This is a genomic window from Ensifer sp. R-19, assembly GCF_049905105.1.
Lineage (GTDB): Bacteria > Pseudomonadota > Alphaproteobacteria > Rhizobiales > Rhizobiaceae > Ensifer.
Genome location: NZ_CP184569.1, coordinates 702,731 through 717,379, shown reverse-complemented (window position 1 = coordinate 717,379; position 14,649 = coordinate 702,731). Strand labels below are relative to the sequence as shown.

General features: G+C 62.6%; 19 protein-coding genes. 13 read left to right on the top strand and 6 right to left on the bottom strand.

From position 1 onward, the window contains the following. Positions 1–31 precede the first annotated feature (31 nt). From ACN9MO_RS03385 to ACN9MO_RS03370, 4 genes are all read left to right on the top strand, one after another. Positions 32–913: an alpha/beta fold hydrolase gene (locus ACN9MO_RS03385; RefSeq protein WP_113132808.1), complete on the top strand. Its 882-nt coding sequence runs from the start codon at positions 32–34 to the stop codon at positions 911–913. A 137-nt stretch (positions 914–1,050) separates the two neighbouring features. Further along, entirely contained in the window at positions 1,051–1,464 is a 414-nt protein-coding gene (locus ACN9MO_RS03380; protein ID WP_113132809.1) for a MerR family transcriptional regulator, read from the top strand. 217 nt (positions 1,465–1,681) lie between these two features. After that, positions 1,682–2,185 (top strand): GNAT family N-acetyltransferase, encoded by a 504-nt coding sequence (locus ACN9MO_RS03375; RefSeq protein WP_113132810.1) that lies wholly within the window; start codon positions 1,682–1,684, stop codon positions 2,183–2,185. A 10-nt stretch (positions 2,186–2,195) separates the two neighbouring features. After that, complete coding sequence (locus ACN9MO_RS03370; RefSeq protein WP_113132811.1) at positions 2,196–2,783, top strand: DJ-1/PfpI family protein; 588 nt, start codon at positions 2,196–2,198, stop codon at positions 2,781–2,783. 110 nt (positions 2,784–2,893) lie between these two features. Here the strand turns inward: ACN9MO_RS03370 and ACN9MO_RS03365 are convergent, their stop codons facing one another. From ACN9MO_RS03365 to ACN9MO_RS03350, 4 genes are all read right to left on the bottom strand, one after another. Beyond that, the gene (locus tag ACN9MO_RS03365; RefSeq protein WP_110879821.1) at positions 2,894–3,568 is read right to left on the bottom strand and encodes a nitroreductase family protein; all 675 of its coding nucleotides are present in this window, start codon (positions 3,566–3,568) and stop codon (positions 2,894–2,896) included. Positions 3,569–3,727: 159 nt separating this feature from the next. Next, entirely contained in the window at positions 3,728–4,642 is a 915-nt protein-coding gene (locus ACN9MO_RS03360) for a c-type cytochrome (protein ID WP_112947591.1), read from the bottom strand. 109 nt (positions 4,643–4,751) lie between these two features. Next, positions 4,752–5,198: a c-type cytochrome gene (locus ACN9MO_RS03355; protein ID WP_110879819.1), complete on the bottom strand. Its 447-nt coding sequence runs from the start codon at positions 5,196–5,198 to the stop codon at positions 4,752–4,754. A gap of 236 nt (positions 5,199–5,434) precedes the next feature. Continuing rightward, positions 5,435–6,067: a LysE family translocator gene (locus ACN9MO_RS03350; RefSeq protein WP_113132812.1), complete on the bottom strand. Its 633-nt coding sequence runs from the start codon at positions 6,065–6,067 to the stop codon at positions 5,435–5,437. 131 nt (positions 6,068–6,198) lie between these two features. On the opposite strand from ACN9MO_RS03350, the gene ACN9MO_RS03345 reads away from it, so the two are divergent. After that, positions 6,199–6,894 carry a helix-turn-helix transcriptional regulator gene (locus tag ACN9MO_RS03345; RefSeq protein WP_113132813.1) on the top strand — a complete coding sequence of 232 codons (696 nt, stop codon included), beginning with the start codon at positions 6,199–6,201 and terminating at the stop codon, positions 6,892–6,894. An 84-nt stretch (positions 6,895–6,978) separates the two neighbouring features. On the opposite strand, the gene ACN9MO_RS03340 is transcribed toward ACN9MO_RS03345, so the two are convergent. Then, entirely contained in the window at positions 6,979–7,581 is a 603-nt protein-coding gene (locus ACN9MO_RS03340) for a superoxide dismutase (protein ID WP_057250491.1), read from the bottom strand. 219 nt (positions 7,582–7,800) lie between these two features. On the opposite strand from ACN9MO_RS03340, the gene ACN9MO_RS03335 reads away from it, so the two are divergent. The 3 genes from ACN9MO_RS03335 (at position 7,801) to ACN9MO_RS03325 (ending at position 9,556) form a co-directional block, all read left to right on the top strand. Then, the gene (locus ACN9MO_RS03335) at positions 7,801–8,139 is read left to right on the top strand and encodes a hypothetical protein (protein ID WP_058325545.1); all 339 of its coding nucleotides are present in this window, start codon (positions 7,801–7,803) and stop codon (positions 8,137–8,139) included. A 125-nt stretch (positions 8,140–8,264) separates the two neighbouring features. Further along, positions 8,265–8,852, top strand: coding sequence for a TetR/AcrR family transcriptional regulator (locus ACN9MO_RS03330; protein ID WP_057250495.1), 588 nt, complete (start codon positions 8,265–8,267; stop codon positions 8,850–8,852). Positions 8,853–9,040: 188 nt separating this feature from the next. Next, positions 9,041–9,556, top strand: coding sequence for a hypothetical protein (locus ACN9MO_RS03325; RefSeq protein WP_112995373.1), 516 nt, complete (start codon positions 9,041–9,043; stop codon positions 9,554–9,556). A gap of 64 nt (positions 9,557–9,620) precedes the next feature. Here ACN9MO_RS03325 and ACN9MO_RS03320 read toward each other — a convergent pair whose 3' ends face one another. Next, positions 9,621–10,502: a branched-chain amino acid aminotransferase gene (locus ACN9MO_RS03320; RefSeq protein ID WP_113132814.1), complete on the bottom strand. Its 882-nt coding sequence runs from the start codon at positions 10,500–10,502 to the stop codon at positions 9,621–9,623. 153 nt (positions 10,503–10,655) lie between these two features. Here ACN9MO_RS03320 and ACN9MO_RS03315 point away from each other — a divergent pair, with 153 nt between their 5' ends. The 5 genes from ACN9MO_RS03315 (at position 10,656) to ACN9MO_RS03295 (ending at position 14,640) form a co-directional block, all read left to right on the top strand. Further along, on the top strand, positions 10,656–11,183 hold the full coding sequence (locus tag ACN9MO_RS03315) for a GNAT family N-acetyltransferase (RefSeq protein WP_113132815.1): 528 nt from the start codon (positions 10,656–10,658) through the stop codon (positions 11,181–11,183). Next, positions 11,180–12,220: a zinc-dependent alcohol dehydrogenase family protein gene (locus ACN9MO_RS03310; RefSeq protein ID WP_113132816.1), complete on the top strand. Its 1,041-nt coding sequence runs from the start codon at positions 11,180–11,182 to the stop codon at positions 12,218–12,220. The genes ACN9MO_RS03315 and ACN9MO_RS03310 overlap by 4 nt, the downstream gene beginning before the upstream one ends. A gap of 111 nt (positions 12,221–12,331) precedes the next feature. Next, positions 12,332–13,015 (top strand): YoaK family protein, encoded by a 684-nt coding sequence (locus ACN9MO_RS03305; protein WP_113132817.1) that lies wholly within the window; start codon positions 12,332–12,334, stop codon positions 13,013–13,015. 107 nt (positions 13,016–13,122) lie between these two features. Next, on the top strand, positions 13,123–13,683 hold the full coding sequence (locus ACN9MO_RS03300) for a phosphatase (protein ID WP_112995370.1): 561 nt from the start codon (positions 13,123–13,125) through the stop codon (positions 13,681–13,683). Positions 13,684–13,977: 294 nt separating this feature from the next. Then, positions 13,978–14,640, top strand: a complete 663-nt coding sequence (locus ACN9MO_RS03295; protein ID WP_113132818.1) for a haloacid dehalogenase type II — start codon at positions 13,978–13,980, stop codon at positions 14,638–14,640. Positions 14,641–14,649: the final 9 nt, after the last annotated feature.

Below are 14,649 nucleotides of genomic sequence, written 5' to 3'. Positions count from 1 at the left end.
CCGTTCACCGGCCATCGCTGGGATCATCTACATGACAACCAAAGACGGAATCATTTCCGAAACCGGCAGCCTTCGCGCCGGCCCCTTCGACCTTGGCTATGCGATCGAGGGTAGCGGCACGCCGCTGCTCGTCGTCGGCAGTGCCATCTATTATCCGCGCACCTTCTCAAGGGCGCTTCGCGAAAAGCTGCGGCTGGTCTTCATCGACCATCGCGGCTTCGCGCCCGCATGGACGAAATATACCGCCGGCGACATCGGCTTCGAGACGGTGCTCGACGACCTCGACCGGCTGCGCGCGCATCTCGGTCTCGAGCGGTTTGCCATCCTCGGTCATTCCGGCCACGGCTACATGGCGCTCGAATATGCCAAACGGCACCCGGAGCGCATCAGCCATGTGGTTATGGTCGGGACCGGCCCGAGCCATTCGGCCCGCCACATGGCGCTCGCCGACCGGATCTGGGAGGAGACCGTCTCGCCCGAGCGTAAGGCGATCTTCGAACGGGAAATGGCCAAGCTTGGTGCCGACATCGCCGCGCGGCCGGAGGAGCGGTTCAAATCGCTGCTGATCCGGCTTGGCGCGAAGAGCTGGCATCAGCCGGACTTCGACGCGGCGTCGCTTTGGCTAGATGTCACCGTCAACAACGCGGTCTTCGATCATCTCTGGGGAGAGGTCTTTCGCGACATCGATATCCGCAAGGGGTTGAACGCGCTGACGGCACCTGTGCTGCTTGCACTTGGCCGATCGGATTATCTCGTCGTGCCGGCCTCCACCTGGGACGAGTACCGGGAGGACTTCGCGGACCTGACGGTGCAAACCTTCGAGAAGAGCGGCCACACACCGCAACTGGAGGAAAGCGATCTCTTCGATGAGGTCTTGCTCTCGTTCCTCGGTAACAAACCTGACTGCGGCTGAGCCGGGCCAGCATTGCTGCCGGGGCCACAGTCTCGGCATTCGGGAAGGGCCTAGATAGGCCCTTCCCTCCCACTGCCATTGACACAAGGCAGCGTGTCATTATCTATTGCTCCAGAAGCTATAGGTTTGAGGCGAGCATGTATTCCATCGGCGATCTCTCACGGCGCACCGGCGTCAAAATTCCTACGATCCGCTATTACGAGCAGATGGGGCTGATCGCGGCACCCGAACGGTCCGAAGGCAACCAGCGGCGCTATGTGAAAAGCGAGCTCGAGCGGCTGGCCTTCATCCGCCATGCGCGCGACCTCGGCCTGTCGATCGATTCCATCCGCGACTTGCTCGCCCTCAGCCAACACCCGGAGCGCCCGTGCGGCGAGGCCGACCGGATCGCCAGCGAGCATCTGGCGACCGTTCGCGAGAAGATCGCCCGGCTGAAGAAGCTGGAGCAGGAACTGGAACGCATCGTCGCCTGCGACGGCAACCACACGGTGGGTGACTGCTATGTGATCCGGGCCCTGGCCGACCACTCGATGTGCGAGAACGAGCACTGAGACTGCCGCGCCACGGTCGCTCGCGCGAAAAAATTCCCGTTGACAAAATCGCGAAAACGAACAATCTAGCGCCCATGATCAAGAACGCACCCATTTGCCGCGTGTATTTTTGGCTGTTCCGATAGGAGCGGCCTGCTGATCATATTCAACAAGGCCGCCATCAGGCGGCTTTTGTTTTTCCGGCTCCTGATGGCGAGAAAACCCGAGGAGCCAAGACATGCTACAGACCGCCATCCCTACCCTACATTCGACACCGGCAACGCGACCGCCGATGATCACCATCCGCTGCGCCAAGCAGCGCGACCTGCCGGAACTGCGCGACATGATCGCGGAACTTTCCGCCCATCACGGCGACGCGGCGCCGATCACGCCCGAACAGCTTGAACGCGATCTCTTCGGCCGCACGCCCTGGATCACGGCACTCGTTGCCGAGGCCGGCAATCGGCTGATCGGCTACGCGATCCTAGTGCCGATCTACCGGGCAGCCGAAGGTGCACGCGGCATGGAACTGCATCACCTCTTCGTTCGCCCTGAAAGCCGCGGCACCGGCATCGGCCGTCACCTCGTTGCCAAGGCGCGCGAGCAGGCGAAGATGGCCGGCTGCGACTTCCTTTCGGTCAGCGCCGCCACGGGCAACTTCCAGGCGCATCATTTCTACGAATCCGAACGTTTCGTGCCTCGTCCGGTGACCGGCATGCGCTATATGCAGAAGCTTGGATGAGGATCGAACGATGCGTCTTGCAATCGTGCTCTGTGAAGGCTTCGCCGATTGGGAATGTGCGCTGTTGATGGCGGCGGCGCGCACCCATCTCGGCATCGATGTCGAGGTCGCCACAGCCGACGGCGCACGCGTGACGTCGATGGGCGGGCTCGACGTCTCGGCGCATCTGTCGATCGACGCGCTCGATCCTGCGGGCTTCGATGGCTTGGTGATCTGCGGCGGATCGATCTGGGACACGAATGAGGCTCCTGATCTCTCGACAACGATCCGCGCTTTCGATCGCGACAAGCGGGTGGTCGCGGCCATCTGCGGTGGTGTCAATGCGCTCGCCACAAGCGGTCTTCTCAACGGCATCGACCACACCGGCAACAGCGCCGAAAGCCTTGCGGCGCTGCCCGGCTATCGCGGTGGGCCGCACTATCGCGATCAGTCGCAGGCACTGCGCAGCGGCCACGTCGTCACTGCCGCCGGAACCGCGCCGATCAGTTTTGCCGGCGAGATCCTGCACGGACTTGGACTTGGCTCGACGGAACTCGACGGCTTTCTCGCGCTCTACGGACACGAGCATCGGACGAATGAAAGCGGCAGCGTCGGCTGAGACTTGCGCTAGAGCGCCGTGCGTTCTTATGAACGCACAAAGGTCGCTCTAGCATTTTGATTCTAGAGCATCTTTCTGCCCACAGCGATTCCACTTGAGGGCAGGATGCTCTAGAGCCAGTTCGAGATCTGATTGAGCGGTTTCTTCACCTTGCCGGCGACTGGAACGGTCGCATCCGGGGCGGGAAAACCGACAACCAGGATCAGGAACGGCTTTTCACTTTCCGGTCGGCCACAGATCTCGTTGAGGAAATTCATCGGCGCCGGCGTATGGGTGAGCGTCGCGAGCCCGGCATGGTGCAGCGCCGTGATCAGGATGCCCGTGGCGATGCCGACGCTTTCATTGATGTAGTAGTTCTTCTTCAGGTCGCCCGGGTTGGGGCCGCCGCGCTTCTGCGAGAAGATGACGATCAGGTAGGGAGCGGTCTCAAGGAAAGGTTTGTCCTCGTCCGTGCCCAGTGGCGCCAATGCGTCGAGCCATTCCTGCGGCGCCTTATCCCGATAAAAGATGCGCTCTTCCTCTTCCGCCGCGCGGCGCACCTCGGCCTTGATCGCGGCGCTCTCTATGACCGTGAAATGCCAGGGCTGATGATTGGCGCCGCTCGGCGCCGTGCCGGCCGCCTTCAGACAGGTTTCTATGACCTCCCGCGGCACGGCGCGATCGCTGAAATAGCGGGTGGTGCGCCGACGGTTGATCTCTTCGTAGAAGTCAGCGGCACGCGTCGCCATCTCCTCGGGGCTGCGCTCGATCCACTGGTCATAGGGCACGGTCTCGTGTGGGCGCATTCAGTCTCCTCCTCGTTGTCCTGCAGCAACGCGCGCGCCTCTCGACGCACAAAGGTCGCTGCAGCACTTTGAATTCCTGCATGTTTTTCCCCTCAACCGGTGACGATCAGGGAAAGCATGCAGAAGGAGTTGAGCGCGCCTCGACGCGAAGATCAAGGGTCAGAGCGCCGGGACCGCCTTGAGATAGGCGGCAATCGCCTCCCGGTCGGCCGGCGTCAGTTTCGCCATGTTCTTCTGCACCTCGACCATCGAGCCGCCGACGGAATCGAATTCCGGCGTGAAACCGGTTTCGAGATACGAGGCGATATCCGAGGCACTCCAGCCGCCGATGCTCTTGGAGCCGGGTGTGATGTCGGGGATTCGGCCCTGGCCCTCCGGATTCGGCGCGCCGGCCAGCCACTGATCGGGCTCGAAACCGCCAATCGCATTACGGGGCGTATGGCACTCGCCGCAATGGCCCGGCCCCTCGACGAGATACTGGCCGCGGGCAAGCTTTGGATCGTTGGCGTCCACCGCGACGCGTGGCTTGTCTGTCAGGAACAGCAGCTTCCAGCCGCCCAATGCCACCCGCATGTTGTAGGGGAACGGCAGTTCGTGCGGCGGCGCCACGTCCGCGCTCTTCGGCAGGGTCTTCATGAAACCCCAGAGATCGTTGACGTCCTTGGTCGTCATGCGCGCATAGGAGCCATAGGGGAAGGACGGATAGAGATGCTCGCCGTTGCGTCCCACGCCGCGGGTCATCGCATTGCCGAAGTCCGCAAGCGTCCACCCGCCGATGCCGGCGGTCTCGTCAGGCGAGATGTTCGGCGCATGGAAGGTTCCGAACGGGCTCTTCAACGGGGCGCCGCCGGAAAGAACGAGACGAGCGTCACCTTCGGCGCCCCGCTTGGCGTGACAGCTCACGCAGCCGCCGGCCCAGAAAACCTGTTCGCCGTTGGCAAGATCCGGTTCCCCGAGCCCCTCCCAATGAGACGCACTCCACGGCGCCGGCTTCGTCAGCCACCAGAAGGCTGCTCCGCCGACGAGGCCCAGCACCACAAGACCCGAAATCAGCTTTCTCGTGCGACGCCCCATTGTCACCCCTCATGCCTAGCCGCAGGCGGACCGGCCCTAAATGCAGATAGAGGCACGCGGCTCAAAGTCGCGTGCCTCCCTTGTCAACATGATGCGACGTCGCCGCCCGTCAATCCTTCTTCAGGCGATAGCTCTCATGACAGCTGCCGCAGTCCTTGCCGATGCCGCCAAGGGCCGCGCCGACTCCGGCCTGGTCAGCCGGGAGCTGTGCCAGAACCGTCGCGGTATCCGTGCCGAGCTTGGCGGCCTTGGCCTTGAAGTCATCCATGTTTTCCCAGATCTTCGGGCTCGCCTCGGTCTCATGCCCCGTCTCCGAACCGGCCGGGAAATGGTCAGGGAAGGTCTTTATCGTTTCGCTGATCGTCGTCAGCGACGCTTTGACGACCTCGGCGTCATAAGGTTTCTCACCTTTGGCGATGCCGGCAAGCGCGCCGGTCGCCGCACCCACCTTTTTCATCAGCTGCTGACGAACCACCTGCGGCTCGTCGGCTGCCGTGACGGCAGTAACCCCCAGGCCCGCAAGAGCGGCAGCCAACATCAGTGCGCGTATTTTCATCAGGTTCTCCCGGTCAATCAAATCTGTTTGGCGAATCTGCCTGGCAAGCCTTCATGTCCAATGCGCCGGCATGATGTCATCTTGATTATTCTGCGGAAGTAACATTTTTTTGATGTGCTTGTTACGACAGCAGAATTTCCAATGATCGCCTCGTATTTCCGGGATTTCGACCGGTCAGAAGTATAAATATGACATTTATAATCATGTTTATACTTCACTCGCGGCCACGATGGACATCAGTTCGCCCAGCCCTGCCAGATGGTGAACGCCGCGACCAGAATGAGCACCAAGCCGGCGGCGCGGCCGATCCACATCGTTGCGCCGGGGCTGCCAACCAGGAAATCACGACCGCGGCCGGCGGCAAGCGCCAGGCCGCCATAGATCGCGAGCTGCGTTGTCGCGATCATTGCGGCCATGACCAGAGCCTGCGACCAGATCGGCCCAAACTGGGGTTTGAGGAACTGCGGATAGACCGCCAGCATGAAGAGATAGGCCTTGGGGTTCATCAGGCTCGTCAGCGCACCCTGCCGGAAACTCGCCCAGCGCGAGAGCTTCCCCGAGCCTTCGATGCCGCCGATGGTGATCGAACTCCTGACGAGCGAAAAGCCGATCCAGGCGATATAGGCAGCACCGGCGACGAGCAGCACGTTGAAGAGACCAGGCACCAGATGCAGGATGACGCTGACCCCGAGCGCCGCATAGAGCGTGTGCAGCACGCCGCCCGCCATGATGCCGGCCGTCGCCGACAGGCCGGAGGCCCGGCCGCCGGTCAGCGAGTTCGCCAGAACGAAGACCATGTCCATGCCCGGCACGATGATGATGCCGAACAGCAAGGTGAAGAAGAGCCAGAGATTTTCCGTGTAGGTCATGTCAGTTGTCCGTCGCCTGATTTTTCATTTCTCTATACGAATTGCTGTTTTTTCAATTCGTTGGCTGATGGTATAAATCCGGGCAACTGACAAGGTATTGTCAGGAGCGTTGACGACGGGAGCGGTTTTCGATGCGCAAGGCGGCACGGCTTTTCGAGATCATCCAGATCCTCAGGCTTGCGCGAAAGCCCGTGACCGGCGCGGCGATGGCCGAGACGCTGGAGGTGACGGTGCGCTCGATCTACCGCGATATCGCAGCACTTCAGGCGATGCGGGTGCCGATCGAGGGCGGCCGCGGCATCGGTTATATCCTCAGGCCCGGTTTCGACCTGCCGCCGCTGATGTTCTCGATCGAAGAAACGGAAGCGATCGCCGTGGCGCTGGCGCTGCTTTCACGGACCGGCGACGAAGAACTGAAGGCGGCAGCCGGCCGCGTCAACAAGAAGATCACTGCCGCGGTGCCCGAGCCGCTCCGGCTCGCCTTCCGTTCCCAGGCGCTGCATGCCTGGGGAACGATCACCCCTTCGCCCGCCGGCATCGATCTCGCTTTGGTGCGCCGGGCGATCCGCGACGAGCAGAAGCTCGAACTCAACTATCGCGACGAACTCGGCCGCGCGACGGAGCGGATGATCCGGCCCGTGGCGCTGATCTACTATTCCGAAACTGCCAACATCGTTGCCTGGTGCGAATTGCGGCAGGCTATCCGCAATTTCCGCGCCGACCGCGTCGAACATTGCGAGGCGGCGGGCGCATATTTTCCGAGCGAAGGCAACCGCCTGAGGGAACTCTGGGTCAGCGGCTGGAAAACGCCACCGACCGCGGCCTGACGCATCTATTGCCGGAGCGCAGCCCAAATGAAAAGACCCGGCGCAAGCGCCGGGTCCAAACGTCATGCACGGAAAACGAGCGACTTACTTGGCCGCGGCTTCGTACATTTCGAGCACGTAGTCCCAATTGATCAGGCTGTCGACGAAGGCTTCGAGATACTTCGGACGGGCGTTGCGGTAGTCGATATAATAGGAGTGTTCCCAGACATCGACGCCGAGGATCGGCGAAGCACCGTGAACGAGCGGGTTTTCGCCGTTCGGGGTCTTGGAGATCTCAAGCTTGCCGTTCTTGACCGAGAGCCAGGCCCAGCCCGAACCGAACTGGCCGGTGCCGGCAGCGATGAAGTCGGCGCGGAACTTATCGTAGCCGCCGAGATCGGACTTGATGGCCGCGTCGAGCTTGGCCGGCAGGCTGGTGCCGCCGCCGCCCTTCTTCATCCACTTCCAGAAGTGGATGTGGTTGTAGTGCTGGCCGGCATTGTTGAACAGCGGCTGGTTGGTGCCATAGGACTTCTTGACGACTTCCTCGAGCGACAGGTCGGCAAGGCCGGCTTCTTCAGCAAGCTTGTTGCCGTTGGTCACGTAAGCGAGGTGATGCTTGTCGTGGTGGTATTCCAGCGTCTCGCGCGACATGTAGGGCGCCAGCGCATCGTAGTCATAGGGAAGGTTCGGCAATTCGAAAGCCATGTGGGCATCTCCTCTTGGCATGGGATTTCGTCAGGTAAATCTGTGAGCGGGAACATAGGCACCGGCCCCCATGGAGGCAACCGATGCAATGCCAATTTTTCCTCAACCCACGGAATATACTTTCAACATCATTTTGAAAGCATGACACTTTCGAGCACATTGACGCCACGGTTTGCCTGCAGCCTCGCCGCTCTTGCAATCATGCACTAAGGATCACCCATGCCACAGCGCTTGCTCCCCGCTCTCGTTCTCTCCACTGCTGCGGCCTTCACCGCATCCGGTGCCGCGGCCTCTTCCGGCGATGCGTGGGAGACGTTCCGGGCAGAGGTTTCGAAGAAGTGCCTGGCGGCCGCCACCTCCCTGCAAAAGGCCAGCGCCGTCGTCGATCCCTTCGGCTCCGAGAGCTTCGGTCTGGCGCTGGTGATCGGTACGCCAAAGGGCTCCAAGGCCGCGGTCACGCAGATCTGCGTCTTCGACAAGAAAAAGAAGACGGTCGAACTCGGCGGCGAGCTTACGCCCGACGCGGTGAAGGTGGGCGTGCCGACAAAGAAGAAATAGCCGCGAGCCGACCTGGACCACGAACTGCCTGCCGTTTGCAGCCAGCTGCCGCCCGCCACAATGAGCTGCGAATCGACGGCCGCTCGTCGCTTGAGCTTCAACCGACCCGTTGATAAGTCTTGGTCATGGTGAGCGATACCTATGAGAGGATCCTGGACTCAGCCGAACACCTCATGGTGTCGCGGGGCTACAATGCGTTCAGCTATGCCGACATCTCGGGCGAACTGGGCGTCGGCAAGGCGACCATCCACCATCACTTCCCGACCAAGGCTGACCTTGCAGCTATGGTGCTTGCTCGCTACCGCAAGAGCAATCGGCGCCACGTCGAGGGATTGTTTGCCGCCGTCAGCGATCCGGTCGCGCGGCTTGAAGCCTATGTCGGCTACTGGGAAGACTGTATCGCCAGGCAGGATTTGCCCTTCTGCATAGGCGCCCTGCTCGCCTCGGAGTTACCCTCGCTGCCGGACGCTGTCGTTCAGCAGGTACGCGGTCATTTTGCCGACCTTTCAGGCTGGCTCGGCGCAGTGATCGAGGACGGCGTGGTCAGCGGCCATCTGAAGGCGGTGCGAGGGCCGAAGGCAGAGGCCGAGACCCTGATGGCCACGGTCCATGGTGCGATGCTTGCCGCGCGCGTCGCCGGTTCCGATCCGGCCGTTTTCTCCGCGATCGCCCGGCCCGCATTGGACCGGCTCAAGCCGACAGTCGAAGCTTGATCGCCGACCCGAAAGCGCCGGCGATGAAACGAGCATGTGCAGGGCGCTGTTCCCGCGGGAACGGTGGACTGTGCAGACCCGGGCTAAAGATCAAAACCAACGGACGCGATGGGCAGCTAAATCCATCGCGTCTCCTTTTCGCCAAGTTGCCGACCAACTAGTCGGTCGAAATCCGAAGGAGCAAGCTCATGGCAAATCCGCTTTCCACGCTCGGCATCATTCATACCGCAATCAGTCTCGCGCCCGTCGTTGCCGGCCTCTACGGCTTTGCCCGTTACGGCGCGATCGTGCCCGCCACCCGATCCGGCAAGATCTACCTCGCCACACTCGTCCTGGCGGTCCTGACCGCTGCCGGGCTTTCAAGCACCGGCGGCTTCAACGAGGGTCATGCGCTTGGCATCGTGACGCTGGCGGTCATCGCCGGCAGCTTGGCGATCGAACGGTTGGCCTTCGTTGGCCACCTGAAACCCTACCTGACGACGTTGGGCTTCTCCTTCAGCTATTTCCTGCTGATCGTGCCGGCAATCGCCGAGACTCTGAAGCGCCTGCCCGCCTCGCAACCGCTTGCCAGCGGGCCGGAATCGCCGATCGTGCAGACCACGCTGCTCGCCTGGCTGGTCATCTTCCTGGCAGGCCTGTCAGTCCAGGCCTACCTGATCCACAAGCGCGCCTTGGTCAGGGCGCGCGCTCCCCGCTCGTACTGAGTGCCCGAACCGACAGCCATTTTGCCCCAGCGCCGAGCGCCGGGGCATTGCATGTGAGCGTGCGTCAGACGTCGCGTGCTGCGTGCGCCCAATCCATGTAGAGATCGCGCGCCTTGGCGGCGACCGGGCCGGCCTGCAGGTCTCGGCTTTTGAGGCGCGTGACCGGCAGCACCTTGGAATAGTTGCCTGTGGTGAAGATCTCGTCGGCCGTTTCGAAGTCGGCCATGGTCAGTGTCGCCTCGACCACTTCGAAACCGGCTTCCCGTAGAAGCGTCATCACGCGGAAGCGGGTGATGCCGGCGAGGAAGGTGCGGTTGGCGGCCGGCGTATAGACGACGCCGTCCTTGACCAGGAAGACGTTGGAAGAACCGGTCTCGGCGATGTTGCCGAGCATGTCGCGCACCAGCGCATTGTCGAAGCCGCGCGAACGGGCCTCGGTCAGGACGCGCGCATTGTTTGGATAGAGGCAGCCGGCCTTGGCATCGGTCGGCATCGATTCCAGCGTCGGCCGGCGGAAGGGCGAGAGCGTCAGCGACGAGCCGCCATGGCCGTTGCCCATCGGCGCCTCGAACAGGCAGAGCGCGAAACGGGTCGATTCCGGGTCGATGGCGACGACGCCGGCAGCGCCGTGCTCGGCCCAATACATCGGCTTCACATAAAGCGCTGTCTTGCCGTCGAACTTCTTGGCACCCTCCCAGGTCAGCGCCTCGATCTCTTCCGCTGCCATCGTCGGCTTCAAACCAAGCGCCGTCGCCGAGCGGTTGACGCGCTGGCAATGCAGATCAAGGTCGGGCGCAACGCCGTCGAAGACGCGGGCGCCGTCAAACACCGTCGAACCCAGCCACATCGCGTGCGAGGTCGGGCCGATCAGCGGCGGGTTGCCCGAGAGCCATTCGCCATCGACATAGGTCCAGGTCACTGAGCGGGGGGATGTATCGACGGCCATCGGCGTCTCCTTCAGGTTTTTTGTTCTGCTTACTCGGCATAACCCGAAAAAACAGCATCGTGGTGAATGGGTATATCAAAAAATGTCATGGCGGCCATTCTGGTACCTGGATGGCCTCTCGCTTAGTCTCATGCGCAAAGGAAAGGGAAAGCCGTGCGCATCAAGCATCTGGACGAGGACGACGTGGATATCTTCCGCCGCATACGGCTGGAAGCGCTCAACCGCGAGCCACAAGCATTCGCCTCGACTACGGCAGACTGGGAGCGCCTTTCGACGGAGGAATGGCGGGCGCGGCTGACGACCAACGCCGTCTTTGCCGCTCTCGACGGGGACCAGCCTGTCGGCATCATGGGGCTGATGCGCGAGCGCGCGAGCCGGCTGGCGCACCGCGCCACGATCATCATGGTTTATGTGCGCGACGAAGCCCGCGGATCCGGCGTGGCGCGGCACCTTCTCACCCATCTGACCGGCCATGCCCGCGCGTCCGGCATCCGCCTGCTGGAACTGGTCGTACGCGCCGACAACCCGACGGCCATCCGCTTCTACGCGCGTGAAGGTTTTCACGAAATCGGCCGTGTCCCCGGCGGCATGCTCGACGGAGGCGTAGAGGTCGACGAAATTCTGATGGCGCGGCACATCGACGGCCGCGCCGCACCCGCATTGCAAGGAGCGCCCCGATGAAAGCCATGTATTACGACGCGTTCGAGAAGACGCCCGAAATCCGGACCCTTCCCGATCCGACCCCGACCGAAAACGGCGTCGTCATCAAGGTCGAGGCCACAGGGCTTTGCCGGTCCGACTGGCACGGTTGGATGGGCCATGACGCCGATATCCGGTTGCCCCACGTGCCGGGCCACGAGCTGGCGGGGGTTGTCACCGCCGCCGGCCGCGGCGTGATGCGCTACAAGGTCGGCGACCGGGTCACCGTGCCCTTCGTTTCCGGCTGCGGCCGCTGCGGCGAATGCCGCTCCGGCAACCAGCAGGTCTGCGAGGCACAGTTCCAGCCGGGCTTTACCCATTGGGGTTCTTTTGCCGAATATGTCGCGCTCGACTTTGCCGACCAGAACCTCGTGCATCTGCCCGAAAGCATGGACTTCACGACAGCCGCGAGCCTCGGTTGCCGCTTTGCCACCTCGTTTCGCGCCATCGCCGACCAGGCGAAGGTGAAGGGCGGCGAATGGGTCGCTGTACACGGCTGTGGCGGTGTGGGCCTGTCGGCGATCATGATCGCAGCAGCGCTCGGCGCCCAGCCGATCGCGATCGACATTGCCGAGGACAAGCTCGCCTTCGCGAAGACGCTCGGCGCGGTCGCAACCATCAACGGCCGAGAGGTCGAGGACGTGGCAGCGGCGGTGAAAGACATCACCGGCGGCGGCGCGCACGTCTCGATCGACGCGCTGGGCAACCCGGTGACCTGCTTCAACTCGATCAAGAATCTGCGCCGGCGTGGCCGCCACGTCCAGGTCGGCCTGATGCTCGGCGACCAGGCGACGCCGCAGATCCCGATGGCGCAGGTGATCGGCCATGAGCTCGAGATCTATGGCAGCCACGGCATGCAGGCCTGGCGCTACGACGCCATGCTGGCGATGATCGCCGACGGCAAGCTGAGGCCGCAACAATTGATCGGCCGGGAGATCTCGCTTGCAGAGGCGATCCCTGCGCTGACCGCCATGGACCGCGCAACCGACCTCGGCATCAGCGTCATCACGCGGTTCTGATAGCGCCATGGGCGGCCGGAAAAGCACCGTCTACGAAAGGGTGCCGGCAACGCCCATTCCGACTCACTCCCTCAATGCGCTAAACCTTGTTCCGGATCGGGGGCGAGGCAGATGACCATTACGAGACGGCGAAGATTGATCAAGCGTCAGCGCACCGGCACGGCGCTTGCCATTGCCGCGACGATCTCTTTCCTTGCCGGCATGACCGACGCGATCGGGCTCTTGAGCATTGGCGACTTCGTCTCCTTCATGAGCGGCAACACGACCCGGGCAGCGATCGCCCTCGGCGACGGTAATTTTATCGGCGCCTTGCTGCTCGTCGGCGCGCTCGGGGCGTTCATCATCGGCAACGCACTTGGCGTGATCGCAGCCGCGCGCCTCGGCGTCGTCGGCGTGCTCTCGACGGTCAGCCTCGTGCTGATGCTCTGCGCCGGTTTCGGGGCCCTTATGCCGCGGCCCTTCTATTTCTACGGCGTCGTGCTCGCCATGGGCCTGGTCAATGCGGCGGTCGAACATATCGAGGGCTTACCGATCGGGCTTACCTACGTGACGGGGGCACTTTCCCGCTTCGGGCGCGGTCTCGGCCGCTGGCTGCTCGGCAACAGGAACCGTCAGTGGCTGGTGCAAATCGTGCCCTGGCTCGGCATGTTCTCCGGCGCGGTCGCCGGCGCTCTTTTGCAGCGCCACTTCGGCGCGGCCTCGCTCTGGGCGTCCTTTGCGCTCGCCACCGGGCTCGCGCTTGCCACTGTTCTCGTGCCGTCTCGCTGGTCGCGGCGCTATATCCATTCGGGGTGAGCCTCAGCTCCAACGGCAGCTTTTCACCCCTCCCAAGATTTTGCCCTTAAGCGCGGCGGGGTTTCAGGGCAAAATCTGCAAAGAAGAATCACGAGCGAGGTCCTGCCATGGCGCTTGCGGCAGCCGTCACCACGGATGAACTCTATCATCCCATCCTCAAGACCAATCCGGCGCATCCGGCCGGATGGCCGATCCGGGCAATCGTCAGCTCACAGACCGAAGCGCGACACAATCGCGCGCTCTGGGCGCCAACGCACCTGATCTCGATCCGCGCTCCCGGCAGCCGACTGCTCTCGATGATCGAGCTGCCGCCGGAAAAGCATCTGGAACTCTTTTTCGGCGACACCACCGATCCGGACGAGCCGGATGCGGCGCGCCCGCAAGCCATCGAAGCCACCTTCGCCTTTGTCGACCACCTGCCCGAAGACGCCCATCTGCTCGTCCATTGCCTTCGGGGCATTGGGCGCGCGACCGCGCTCACCCTCGGCATTCTGGCGCGCTACATGCCACCGGAGGACGCCGCCGCCGCACTCCATGCGCTGCGCCCGGAGGCCAAGCCGAACAGGCATGTCGTCAACCTTTGCGACACGGCGCTCGGGCTCAAGGGCAAGCTCGCCAAGCAGGCACTGCGCTTCCCGGCGAAAGTCTGGAAACCAGCCAAAAGCTGAAGCTACTGCATGTCTCCTTAAATCGACTTCGATTTAAGGACAAAGACATGCAGAAAATCAAAGTGCTACAGCGACCTTTGCGCGTCTGATAAGACGCGCGGCGCTGTAGAAATCTGCAGCTTTGCCGCCAGCCGTTGTGCATCGCACAAAGATTTGACATGATCCCACGAAAGAACGGTGACAGTTGGCTGCCTGATCAGGCATGATGCTGTAAGCCTTTGTTTTCGGACGGGCTTTGACGGGAAGATTCGACCTTGCCCCGCCAGCGCCGAAGACAAAAGACGGGAGGAAAAGATGTCCCACGCGGCCTATGTGTTTGACGCCTACGGCACGCTCTTCGACGTGCATGCGGCTGTCCGGCGCCACGCGCAGGAGATCGGCCCGGACGGGCAGGCTTTTTCCGAACTCTGGCGGGCCAAGCAACTCGAATATTCCTGGGTGCGCTCGCTGATGGGCAGCTATCAGGATTTCTGGCAACTGACCGAACAGTCGCTCGACTTCGCCTTCGCACGGTTTCCCTCCGCCGACCCGAAACTTCGCAAGCGATTGCTCGATGCCTACTGGACGCTCGACTGCTATCCGGAAGTGCCGGCGGTTCTGAAGGGACTCAAGGAACGCGGCGCCCGCATCGCCATCCTCTCCAACGGTTCACCGGCCATGCTCGCCTCTGCGGTCCGCAACGCCGCACTCGACATCGTCATCGACGACGTCTTTTCCGTCGACGCGGTGAAGGCCTTCAAGACCGCGCCCGCCGTCTACGACATCGTCACCACCGGCTACCGGCTCTACCCGCATGCCGTCTCCTTCCAGTCGTCGAACCGCTGGGATATCGCCGGGGCGACGAAATTCGGGTTTCGCACCGTATGGATCAACCGGGCGGACATGCCGGACGAATATCGTGATCACGGGCCGGCGCTGATCCTGCCCTCTCTCGAAAGTCTGCAATTCGGTATCTGAAGGATCTCC

Excerpts from the sequence above, each read along its gene's own strand:
- ACN9MO_RS03385 (WP_113132808.1), top strand. The coding sequence starts at position 32 with ATGACAACCAAAGACGGAATCATTTCCGAAACCGGCAGCCTTCGCGCC.
- ACN9MO_RS03380 (WP_113132809.1), top strand. The coding sequence starts at position 1,051 with ATGTATTCCATCGGCGATCTCTCACGGCGCACCGGCGTCAAAATTCCT.
- ACN9MO_RS03375 (WP_113132810.1), top strand. The coding sequence starts at position 1,682 with ATGCTACAGACCGCCATCCCTACCCTACATTCGACACCGGCAACGCGA.
- ACN9MO_RS03370 (WP_113132811.1), top strand. The coding sequence starts at position 2,196 with ATGCGTCTTGCAATCGTGCTCTGTGAAGGCTTCGCCGATTGGGAATGT.
- ACN9MO_RS03365 (WP_110879821.1), bottom strand. The coding sequence starts at position 3,568 with ATGCGCCCACACGAGACCGTGCCCTATGACCAGTGGATCGAGCGCAGC.
- ACN9MO_RS03360 (WP_112947591.1), bottom strand. The coding sequence starts at position 4,642 with ATGGGGCGTCGCACGAGAAAGCTGATTTCGGGTCTTGTGGTGCTGGGC.
- ACN9MO_RS03355 (WP_110879819.1), bottom strand. The coding sequence starts at position 5,198 with ATGAAAATACGCGCACTGATGTTGGCTGCCGCTCTTGCGGGCCTGGGG.
- ACN9MO_RS03350 (WP_113132812.1), bottom strand. The coding sequence starts at position 6,067 with ATGACCTACACGGAAAATCTCTGGCTCTTCTTCACCTTGCTGTTCGGC.
- ACN9MO_RS03345 (WP_113132813.1), top strand. The coding sequence starts at position 6,199 with ATGCGCAAGGCGGCACGGCTTTTCGAGATCATCCAGATCCTCAGGCTT.
- ACN9MO_RS03340 (WP_057250491.1), bottom strand. The coding sequence starts at position 7,581 with ATGGCTTTCGAATTGCCGAACCTTCCCTATGACTACGATGCGCTGGCG.
- ACN9MO_RS03335 (WP_058325545.1), top strand. The coding sequence starts at position 7,801 with ATGCCACAGCGCTTGCTCCCCGCTCTCGTTCTCTCCACTGCTGCGGCC.
- ACN9MO_RS03330 (WP_057250495.1), top strand. The coding sequence starts at position 8,265 with ATGGTGAGCGATACCTATGAGAGGATCCTGGACTCAGCCGAACACCTC.
- ACN9MO_RS03325 (WP_112995373.1), top strand. The coding sequence starts at position 9,041 with ATGGCAAATCCGCTTTCCACGCTCGGCATCATTCATACCGCAATCAGT.
- ACN9MO_RS03320 (WP_113132814.1), bottom strand. The coding sequence starts at position 10,502 with ATGGCCGTCGATACATCCCCCCGCTCAGTGACCTGGACCTATGTCGAT.
- ACN9MO_RS03310 (WP_113132816.1), top strand. The coding sequence starts at position 11,180 with ATGAAAGCCATGTATTACGACGCGTTCGAGAAGACGCCCGAAATCCGG.
- ACN9MO_RS03305 (WP_113132817.1), top strand. The coding sequence starts at position 12,332 with ATGACCATTACGAGACGGCGAAGATTGATCAAGCGTCAGCGCACCGGC.
- ACN9MO_RS03300 (WP_112995370.1), top strand. The coding sequence starts at position 13,123 with ATGGCGCTTGCGGCAGCCGTCACCACGGATGAACTCTATCATCCCATC.
- ACN9MO_RS03295 (WP_113132818.1), top strand. The coding sequence starts at position 13,978 with ATGTCCCACGCGGCCTATGTGTTTGACGCCTACGGCACGCTCTTCGAC.